9 protein-coding genes are annotated in these 9,227 nt (G+C 68.8%); 8 read left to right on the top strand and 1 reads right to left on the bottom strand.

Going from position 1 to position 9,227, the window contains the following annotated elements:
• The first annotated feature begins 132 nt into the window (after nucleotides 1-132).
• The 5 genes from queA (at nucleotide 133) to secF (ending at nucleotide 5,675) form a co-directional block, all read left to right on the top strand.
• Nucleotides 133-1,170, top strand: a complete 1,038-nt coding sequence (gene queA, locus BDK63_RS16675; RefSeq protein WP_183334029.1) for a tRNA preQ1(34) S-adenosylmethionine ribosyltransferase-isomerase QueA — start codon at nucleotides 133-135, stop codon at nucleotides 1,168-1,170.
• Nucleotides 1,171-1,180: 10 nt separating this feature from the next.
• On the top strand, nucleotides 1,181-2,299 hold the full coding sequence (gene tgt, locus BDK63_RS16670) for a tRNA guanosine(34) transglycosylase Tgt (protein WP_183334033.1): 1,119 nt from the start codon (nucleotides 1,181-1,183) through the stop codon (nucleotides 2,297-2,299).
• A gap of 116 nt (nucleotides 2,300-2,415) precedes the next feature.
• On the top strand, nucleotides 2,416-2,748 hold the full coding sequence (yajC, locus tag BDK63_RS16665) for a preprotein translocase subunit YajC (protein WP_183334026.1): 333 nt from the start codon (nucleotides 2,416-2,418) through the stop codon (nucleotides 2,746-2,748).
• Between the two features lie 140 nt (nucleotides 2,749-2,888).
• Complete coding sequence (gene secD, locus BDK63_RS16660; RefSeq protein WP_183334025.1) at nucleotides 2,889-4,739, top strand: protein translocase subunit SecD; 1,851 nt, start codon at nucleotides 2,889-2,891, stop codon at nucleotides 4,737-4,739.
• Between the two features lie 9 nt (nucleotides 4,740-4,748).
• Entirely contained in the window at nucleotides 4,749-5,675 is a 927-nt protein-coding gene (gene secF, locus BDK63_RS16655) for a protein translocase subunit SecF (protein ID WP_183334023.1), read from the top strand.
• A 174-nt stretch (nucleotides 5,676-5,849) separates the two neighbouring features.
• Here secF and BDK63_RS16650 read toward each other — a convergent pair whose 3' ends face one another.
• Complete coding sequence (locus BDK63_RS16650) at nucleotides 5,850-6,644, bottom strand: inositol monophosphatase family protein (protein WP_183334021.1); 795 nt, start codon at nucleotides 6,642-6,644, stop codon at nucleotides 5,850-5,852.
• Between the two features lie 214 nt (nucleotides 6,645-6,858).
• On the opposite strand from BDK63_RS16650, the gene trmJ reads away from it, so the two are divergent.
• The 3 genes from trmJ to BDK63_RS16635 all read left to right on the top strand — a co-directional run bounded on the left by trmJ (nucleotide 6,859) and on the right by BDK63_RS16635 (nucleotide 9,222).
• Nucleotides 6,859-7,617, top strand: coding sequence for a tRNA (cytosine(32)/uridine(32)-2'-O)-methyltransferase TrmJ (gene trmJ / locus BDK63_RS16645; protein ID WP_183334016.1), 759 nt, complete (start codon nucleotides 6,859-6,861; stop codon nucleotides 7,615-7,617).
• Nucleotides 7,618-7,690: 73 nt separating this feature from the next.
• The gene (gene cysE / locus BDK63_RS16640; protein WP_281379322.1) at nucleotides 7,691-8,638 is read left to right on the top strand and encodes a serine O-acetyltransferase; all 948 of its coding nucleotides are present in this window, start codon (nucleotides 7,691-7,693) and stop codon (nucleotides 8,636-8,638) included.
• A 113-nt stretch (nucleotides 8,639-8,751) separates the two neighbouring features.
• Entirely contained in the window at nucleotides 8,752-9,222 is a 471-nt protein-coding gene (locus BDK63_RS16635) for an Rrf2 family transcriptional regulator (RefSeq protein ID WP_183334014.1), read from the top strand.
• The last annotated feature ends 5 nt before the right edge of the window (nucleotides 9,223-9,227 follow it).

Here is a 9,227-nt window from a genome sequence, read left to right as displayed (position 1 = left end):
GATCAAGAAATAGCCAATCTCAAGCCCGTAGCGCCAATGTCTTCACCGAGCCTGAGATCTGGGAGCGTCTGGCCGGCCCGGTGCAACATCCGGGCTAGGCGGCTTGCCACAGACACCGGATTCCGATACCGCATGCAGCGCGCCGACTTCCACTACGAGCTCCCCGACGAGCTGATCGCCCGCTACCCCTCCGAGCAGCGCAGCGACTGCCGGCTGCTGTGCGTCGACGGCCCCACCGGCGAGCTGGCCCACCGCCGCTTCACCGACCTGCTGGAGCTGCTCGAGCCCGGCGACCTGCTGGTGTTCAACGATACCCGGGTGATTCCCGCCCGCCTGCACGGCCACAAGGCCAGCGGCGGCAAGGTGGAGATGCTGCTGGAGCGCCCACTGGATGCCCACCGCGGCCTCGCCCACCTGCGCTCGAGCAAGTCGCCGAAGCCCGGCACCGAGCTGGTCTTCGAGGGCGATATCCGTGCCGTGGTGGAGGGGCGTCGCGACGCCCTGTTCGAGCTGCGCTTCCTGGGCGAGACGCCGCTCATCACGCTGCTGGAGCGCCATGGCCACATGCCTCTGCCGCCCTACATCACCCGCGAGGACGAGCTGGCCGACCGCGACCGCTACCAGACCGTCTATGCCCGCCGCGACGGCGCGGTGGCCGCCCCCACCGCCGGGCTGCACTTCGATGAGCCGCTGCTCGAGGCGCTGGCCGCCAGGGGCGTGGAGCGCGCCTTCGTCACCCTGCACGTGGGTGCCGGCACCTTCCAGCCGGTGCGCGCCGACGACATCCGCGAGCATGTCATGCACAGCGAGTGGCTGGAGGTGGACGAGGCGACCTGCGCCAAGGTGCGGGCGGCCCGCGCCGCCGGGCGCCGGGTGATCGCCGTGGGCACCACCAGCGTGCGCTGTCTGGAGAGCGCCACGGGCGCCGACGGCGAGATCGCCCCCTACCGCGGCGAGACCGACATCTTCATCTACCCCGGCTACCAATGGCGCTGCGTGGACGCCCTTATCACCAACTTCCACCTGCCGGAGTCCACCCTGCTGATGCTGGTGGCCTCCTTCGCCGGCTTCGATACCACCCTGGCGGCCTACCGCGAGGCGGTGGCCGAGCGCTATACCTTCTTCAGCTATGGCGATGCCATGTTCCTGACGCGAGTTCCCCATGCGTAACGACTGCTTCATGACCTTCGAGCGCCTGGCCAGCGACGGCCGGGCCCGCCGCGGCAGACTGACCTTTCCCAGGGGAACGGTCGAAACACCGGCCTTCATGCCGGTGGGCACCTACGGCACCGTCAAGGGCATGACCCCGGTGTCGGTCGAGGAGATCGGCGCCGAGATCATCCTCGGCAACACCTTCCACCTGTGGCTGCGCCCGGGCATGGAGGTGATCGAGGCCCACGGCGACCTGCACGACTTCGCCCAGTGGCAGAAGCCGATCCTCACCGACTCCGGCGGCTTCCAGGTCTTCTCGCTGGGCGCCATGCGCAAGATCACCGAGCAGGGCGTGCACTTCCGCTCGCCGGTGGACGGCGCCAAGGTGTTCATGGGACCCGAGGAGTCCATGGCCGTGCAGCGCTCGCTGGGCTCCGACGTGGTGATGATCTTCGACGAGTGCACCCCCTACCCGGCCACCGAGAAGGAGGCGCGCCTCTCCATGGAGCGCTCGCTGCGCTGGGCCGAGCGCTCCCGGGACGCCCACGGCAGCTCCCCCTCGGCGCTGTTCGGTATCATTCAGGGCGGCATGTACCCGGCTCTGCGCGAGGCCTCCCTCAAGGGGCTGCTCGATATCGGCTTCGACGGCCTGGCCATCGGCGGCCTGTCGGTGGGCGAGCCCAAGGAGGAGATGATCCGGACCCTGGACTACCTGCCCACCTGGATGCCCGAGGAGACGCCCCGCTACCTGATGGGCGTCGGCAAGCCCGAGGACCTGGTCGAGGGCGTGCGCCGCGGGGTCGACATGTTCGACTGCGTGATGCCCACCCGCAACGCGCGAAACGGCCACCTGTTCACCTTTGATGGCACGGTGAAGATCCGCAACGCCAAGCACCGCTTCGATACCCGGCCGCTGGAGGAGGGCTGCGACTGCTACACCTGCCAGCACTTCTCCCGCGCCTACCTGCACCACCTGGATCGCTGCGGGGAAATGCTCGGCTCGATGCTCAACACCATCCATAACCTGCGCCACTATCAGCGCCTGATGGCCGGTTTGCGCGGTGCCATCGAAGCGGGTACATTGGCGAACTTCGTGGAAGGCTTCTACGCACGGCGCGGCCTGCCGGTGCCTCCCGCCCCGAACTGATACCGGCCGGTGCCGGGACCCTGGCGGTCCGGCACCGGCCGAGGCATGTCAGGCACCTCCTGACAGCCCCCCGTTACCCATCCCAACACTTCACACCAACCAGGAGACACTTCCCCATGCTGGATTTCTTCATCGCTCCGGCCTACGCCCAGGATGCCGCTGCCGGCAGCGGCATGGCCCAGATCGTGATGCTGGTCGGCTTCGTGCTGATCTTCTACTTCCTGCTTTGGCGCCCCCAGGCCAAGCGGGCCAAGCAGCACAAGCAGCTGATCGGCGGCCTCTCCAAGGGTGACGAGATCGTCATCGGCGGCGGCGTACTGGGGCGCATCACCAAGGTGAGCGACGACAGCGAGTTCCTGACCATGGAGATCGCCGAGGGCACCCAGATCAGCGTGCAGAAGAACGCCGTGGCCGCGGTCCTGCCCAAGGGCACCATCAAGTCCATCTGACTCGTGCCCTTCCCGGCTCCGCCCGGGTCTCGGCAGAGGCCCAGGCGAAGCCGCCCTTCGACCGCCGCAGGGGAACTCGCCGGCGGTCATGACGCCATGGCGTCAGCCTCCTATTGTCAGCAACCAAGGGCAGGGCTCGCATGCTCAACCGTTACCCCCTGTGGAAGTATCTGCTGATACTTGCCGTCCTCATCGCCGGCCTGATCTTCTCGCTGCCCAACCTCTTCCCGGAAGACCCGGCGGTGCAGATAAGCAGCGCCCGCGGCGATGCCACCCTCGATGAGCGTGAGCTCGAGCGCGTCCGGGACTCCCTGAACGAGGCCGGCATCGCCATCAAGTCGGTCGAGAGCAGCGAGAGCCGCGTGCTGATCCGCCTCGGCGATCCCGACGAACAGCTCCAGGCCCGCGATCGCATCGCCGCCATGCTCGGCGACGACTTCGTCGTGGCGCTCAACCTCGCCGAGTCCACCCCGGCCTGGCTGCAGTCGCTCTCCGCCTCGCCCATGACGCTCGGCCTCGACCTGCGCGGCGGCGTGCACTTCCTGCTCGAGGTGGACATGGACGCGGCCCTGACCCAGCGCCTCGAGGTCAACGCCAGCGCCATGCGCGAGCAGCTGCGCAGCGAACGGATCCGCTACCGCGGCACCGAGATCGAGGAGCGCACCCTCACCATCACCTTCACCAACGAGGAGGACCGGGATGCCGCGCGACGCCTGATCAGCCGCGAGTTCCGCGACTTCGACTACCAGAACGTGGGTGACGGCCGGGGCGCCGCGCTGGCCATGACCCTGACCGACCAGGCGGTCAACGAGATCCAGGACTACGCGATCAACCAGAACCTCACCACCCTGCGCAACCGGGTGGACGAGCTGGGCGTCGCCGAGCCCATGGTGCAGCGCCAGGGTCCCGACCGCATCGTGGTGGAGCTGCCCGGCGTGCAGGACACCGTGGCCGCCAAGCGGGTGGTGGGTGCCACCGCCAACCTGGAATTCCGCCTCGAGGCGCGCCCCGACACCCCGGACCTCGAGACCGAGAGCTTCCCGTTCCGCAATGACCCGGCCCGCAGCGCCGACCTGATGCGTGACGTGATCATCACCGGTGACAGCGTCTCCAGCGCCAGCCGTAGCTTCGACGAGAACGGCCGCCCCCAGGTGAACATCAATCTGGACGGCACCGGCGGCACCCTGATGAACCGCGCCACCCGCACCAACATCGGCCGCAACATGGCGGTGCTGTTCATCGAGCACAAGACCCGCGACAGCGTCGAGGTGGTCGACGGCGAGGAGGTCATCGTCCGCGAGCCCTACACCGAGCGCGGCCTGATCAGCCTGGCCACCATCCAGAGCGCGCTGGGCAACAGCTTCCGCATCACCGGGCTCGACTCGCCCACCGAGGCGGCGGAGCTCGCCCTGCTGCTGCGCTCCGGCTCGCTGGCCGCGCCGATCTACTTCGTGCAGGAACGCACCATCGGCCCGAGCCTGGGCGCCGAGAACATCAAGCGCGGCGTGATGTCGGTGCAGATCGGTTTGCTGCTGGTCGTGCTCTTCATGCTGATCCGCTACAAGGTGTTCGGCGTCATCGCCAACGTGGCACTGGCCCTCAACCTGACCCTGCTGGTCGCCGCCATGTCGCTGCTGGGCGCCACCCTCACCCTGCCCGGCATCGCCGGCATCGTGCTGACGCTGGGCATGGCGGTGGACGCCAACGTGCTGATCTTCGAGCGGATACGCGAGGAGCTGCGCGGGGGACTGTCGGTACAGCAGGCGATCCATGCCGGCTACGAGCGCGCCTTCACCTCGATCGTCGACGCCAACATCACCACCCTGCTGGTGGCGGTGATCCTGTTCTCGATCGGCACCGGGCCGGTCAAGGGCTTCGCCGTGACCCTGTCGCTGGGGATCATCACCTCGCTGTTCACCGCCCTGCTGGTGACCCGCGCCATGGTGAACCTCGTCTACGGCGGCAAGCCGGTCAAGAAGCTCTGGATATAAGAGGTGATCATGAAACCCCTCATCAACCGACAGTTCGACTTCATGGGCAAGCGCCGGATCGCCTTCGCGATCTCGGCCGCGCTGATCCTGGTGTCGATCGCCTCGCTGCTGTTCCAGCAGCTCAACCTGGGGCTGGACTTCACCGGCGGCACCCTGGTGGAGGTACGCTACGCCGTGGCCCCCTCCCTGGACGCCGTGCGCCAGACCCTGGAGGCCAGTGGGTTCCGGGATGTCTCGGTGCAGACCTTCGGCGCCTCCACGGAGGTGCTGATCCGCCTGCAGCAGGCCTTCGACCCGGAGGTGGGCGATCGCGTGGTGCAGCTGCTGCGCTCGGGCGGCGAGAGCGTCGAGCTGGTGCGCGCCGAGTTCGTCGGCGCCCAGGTCGGCGAGCAGCTGCGCGACCAGTCGGGCCTCGGCCTGCTGGTGGCGCTGGGCATCGTGATGCTCTACGTGGCCTTCCGCTTCCAGTACAAGTTCGCCATCGGCGCCCTGCTGGCGCTGATGCACGACGTGATCATCGTGGTCGGCATCTTCTCGCTGTTCCAGCTCGACTTCGACCTCACCGTGCTGGCGGCCCTGCTGGCGGTGATCGGCTACTCGCTGAACGACACCATCGTGGTCTACGACCGCATCCGCGAGACGATCCGCAAGTCGCGCATCGACGACATGCCGGCGATCTTCAACGAGGCGATCAACATGACCCTGTCGCGCACCCTGGCGACGTCCGGTACCACCCTGCTGGTGCTGATGGCGCTGCTGCTGCTGGGCGGCGACATGATCCACCACTTCTCGATCGCCCTGATCACCGGCGTGCTGGTCGGCACCTTCTCCTCCATCTACGTGGCCGCGGCCCTGCTGCTGGCGGTGCACCTCCAGCGCGAGGACCTGATCCCCGCCAAGAAGGAGGATGCCGAGGCCGAGGAGGAGCTGCCCTAGCCAGCGCCGAGCGCCGAGCGCCGAGCGCCGAGCGCCGAGCGCCGCACACGATGCCAGGACCTGACGGGCATCCACAAAAAATCCCGCCGGATATCGCATCCGGCGGGATTTTTCGTTATCAACCTCGGCACCTGTGACCCGTCACCGAGCGGCTGGGCGCCGGGCGCTCGGCGCCTAGAAGTGCGGCTTGAGCTGCTGCACCAGGGCCTTGAAGAGGCGCGGGCCCGCCGCCATCAGCTGGCCTTCCACCTCGACCCTGGGCTGGCCGTCCGGGGTCCCCATCAGCGCACCGGCCTCCTTGAGCAGCAGGCTGCCGACGTGCATGTCCTGCTCCTCGAGGCCCAGCACGAAGGCGGCATCGGCGCGACCGGCGGCCAGTTCGGCGAGGTCGAGCAGGCCGCTGCCCGAGGCGCGCTGCACCTCGATGACCGGGCCAAGCTGCTGGACCAGCGTCAGGTAGGCCGGCAGGTGGCGCGGGCGCAGCCAGGTCTCGGGCAACCCCATGGCGACACGCGAGCCGCCCACCGCCAGGGTCCTGGGCACGCGGATGCGCTTGCCGTTGTGCTGGGCACCGCGGCCGCGACTGGCCAGGTACTCGTCATCGCTGAAGGGGCAGATCACCACCGCATGCTCCGGACGGCCCTTGACCAGGCAGACCAGCGACAGGGCAAAGCCTGACGCGGCCACGCCGAGGTTGGAGTAGCCGTGGAAGGGTTCGATCTTCCACAGGGTGTCGGCGCCCTCCCCCTCGCCGGCGCGGTGGGGGGTGAAGCGCCCGACGACGCCGTGCTGGGGGTAGCCGCGGGAGAGCTGACGGACGATCAGCGTCTCGGCGTTGCGGGCGGCGTCCTCGAGCAGGCGGTCGAGGTTGCTCTCTTCGTGGGCATTCTCGATACGCTCGCGAATGCGCAGGAACTGTTCGCCGGCGCTGCGCGCGGCGCGCAGCGCATATTGGACCATCGGATGCATGATCGGGCCTTGAGGAGTCGGTGGTGTTAAAGAACGGGGTTAAAAAAACAGGTAAGGCGTTCGGTTGGAACGGTCGGCGCGAATCCTAGCAGACCCCGGCCCGTTGCGCCACGACCACCGAAGGTGGCTTGCACGGCGCTCGGGGCTCACAACATGCTAGACTCTGCCGCCCCGGTCCATCGCCCCGTCTCATGTCATCCCAGGGAAGCCTGCCATGCTCGACCGCATCCGTATCGTCCTGATCGGCACCAGCCACCCCGGCAATATCGGCGGCACCGCCCGCGCCATGCACAACATGGGGCTGGCCGACCTGGCCCTGGTGTCACCGCGCTGCGAGACGGTCACCGCCGACAGCGTGTCCCGGGCCTCCGGCGCCGATCACCTGGTCAACGGCGCCCGGGTCGTCGAGACCCTGGAGCAGGCGGTCGCCGACTGCACCCTGGTGGTGGGGGCCAGCGCCCGCTCGCGCACCCTGCCCTGGCCGATGATCACGCCCCGCGAGCTGGGCGGGCGACTGCCCACGGAGCTGGCCGGCAACGACGCCCGGGTGGCGCTGGTATTCGGCCGCGAGGACAGCGGCCTGACCAACGCCGAGCTGCAGCGCTGCCACGCCCACGTGCACATCCCCACCAACCCCGACTTCAGCTCCCTGAACCTGGCCGCCGCGGTCCAGGTGCTGGCCTACGAGTGCCGGCTGGCCTGGCTGGCAGGAGAGCCGGCCGAGCCCGAGGCGCCCGACCAGGCGCTGGCCAACCACCAGGAGCTGGAGCACTACTTCGCCCACCTGGAGCGGACGCTGGTCGCCATCGGCTTCCACGACCCCGCCACGCCGCGCCAGCTGATGGCCCGCCTGCGCCGCTTCACCCTGCGGGCCCGCCCGGAGCGCATGGAGCTCAACATCCTGCGCGGCATCCTCTCGGACACCGAGAAGCTCGCGCCCCGACGCGATGACGAGGACCGCCCGGGGCAGTGACCGGCCGCCGACGCGGCCCTGCCCCCGTGCCGGAGGCACCGCGCCTTGAAGGTGGCGCCCCGCGCCCCCAATAATGAAGGTCATCCCGGTGACCGACGGCCCAGGCCTCCGCTCTCCCCCTGCCACCCATTCCAAGGACCGCTGCATGTTTCAACGCCTGCGCGAGGACATCAACAGCGTATTCGACCGTGACCCCGCGGCCCGCAACTTCCTGGAAGTGCTGACCAACTATCCGGGACTGCACGCCCTGCTGATCCACCGGCTGAGCCACTGGCTGTGGCGCAGGAATCTCAAGTGGCTGGCGCGCACGCTCTCGACCTTCTCGCGCTGGCTGACCGGCGTGGAGATCCACCCCGGCGCCACCATCGGCCGGCGCTTCTTCATCGACCACGGCATGGGCGTGGTGATCGGCGAGACCGCCGAGGTGGGCGATGACGTCACCCTCTACCAGGGCGTGACCCTGGGCGGCACCAGCTGGAACAAGGGCAAGCGCCACCCGACCCTGGAGGACGGCGTGATCGTCGGCGCCGGAGCCAAGATTCTGGGCCCCTTCACCGTGGGTGCCGGGGCCAAGGTGGGCTCCAATGCGGTGGTCACCAAGGAGGTGCCCGCCGGCGCCACCGTGGTGGGCATTCCCGGCAAGATCGTCAAGCGGGCCGAGCCGGACGCCGCCGAAAGCCTCGAGGTGGACCCCGAACGCCGCGAGGCGATGCGCCGCAAGTTCGGCTTCGACGCCTACGGCATCAGCGAGGACATGCCCGACCCGGTGGCACGCTCCATCCAGGCGATGCTCGATCACATGCATGCGGTGGACGAGCGCATCGAGCGCATGTGCCAGACCCTGCGCAAGGTGGATGCCAGCTACCGCGATGGTCGCCTGCCCGAGCTGCGCGACGAGGACTTCGCCGATGTCCTCGACGACGCCGACCCCTGCGCCATGCCCGAGAAGGCCCCGGCGACGTCGGCCGAGGGGAAGCCGCCGGCGGATGACGGGAGGAAGCGCCAGGGGCAGAATGGTTGACCGTGGCACTCGGTCTTTACCATAATGGCCCTCTGTCCAGGATGCCCTCATCGCCGGGGCGCCACCCGATCATCGAACGCCGACCCGTCTCGGCGCCGAGGTAGCCACCCGCCATGCGCCTGACCACCAAGGGACGCTACGCCGTCACCGCCATGCTCGACCTGACCGTGAATGCGCATGCCGGCCCCATCAGCCTGGCCGACATCTCGCGGCGGCAGGAGATCTCGCTCTCCTACCTGGAGCAGCTGTTCGCCCGGCTGCGCCGGGCCAGGCTGGTGGAGAGCGTGCGCGGGCCCGGCGGCGGCTACCTGCTGGCCATGGCCCCGGAGGCCATTTCGGTGGCCCGGGTCATCGACGCCGTGGACGAGTCGGTGGATGCCACCCGCTGCGGCGGCCTCTCGGACTGCCAGCAGGGCGACACCTGCCTGACCCACCACCTGTGGTGCGAGCTCTCCGAGCAGATCCACGGCTTCCTCGACGGCATCACCCTCGGCCAGCTGGCCGATCGCCAGGAAGTCCGGCAGATCGCCAGCCGGCAGCGTCGCCGCCCCGACGGCGACAGCATCCTTGCCTCGGCGCCCTGAGGGCG

Origin of the sequence: Halomonas campaniensis, assembly GCF_014193375.1 — a bacterium.
Lineage (GTDB): Bacteria > Pseudomonadota > Gammaproteobacteria > Pseudomonadales > Halomonadaceae > Halomonas > Halomonas campaniensis.
Note: the sequence above shows the minus strand (reverse complement) of the source record. Positions and strands in the feature narration are given on the sequence as shown.

Excerpts from the sequence above, each read along its gene's own strand:
- BDK63_RS16650 (WP_183334021.1), bottom strand. The coding sequence starts at position 6,644 with ATGCATCCGATGGTCCAATATGCGCTGCGCGCCGCGCGCAGCGCCGGC.
- queA (WP_183334029.1), top strand. The coding sequence starts at position 133 with ATGCAGCGCGCCGACTTCCACTACGAGCTCCCCGACGAGCTGATCGCC.
- BDK63_RS16635 (WP_183334014.1), top strand. The coding sequence starts at position 8,752 with ATGCGCCTGACCACCAAGGGACGCTACGCCGTCACCGCCATGCTCGAC.
- yajC (WP_183334026.1), top strand. The coding sequence starts at position 2,416 with ATGCTGGATTTCTTCATCGCTCCGGCCTACGCCCAGGATGCCGCTGCC.
- tgt (WP_183334033.1), top strand. The coding sequence starts at position 1,181 with ATGACCTTCGAGCGCCTGGCCAGCGACGGCCGGGCCCGCCGCGGCAGA.
- trmJ (WP_183334016.1), top strand. The coding sequence starts at position 6,859 with ATGCTCGACCGCATCCGTATCGTCCTGATCGGCACCAGCCACCCCGGC.
- cysE (WP_281379322.1), top strand. The coding sequence starts at position 7,691 with ATGAAGGTCATCCCGGTGACCGACGGCCCAGGCCTCCGCTCTCCCCCT.
- secD (WP_183334025.1), top strand. The coding sequence starts at position 2,889 with ATGCTCAACCGTTACCCCCTGTGGAAGTATCTGCTGATACTTGCCGTC.
- secF (WP_183334023.1), top strand. The coding sequence starts at position 4,749 with ATGAAACCCCTCATCAACCGACAGTTCGACTTCATGGGCAAGCGCCGG.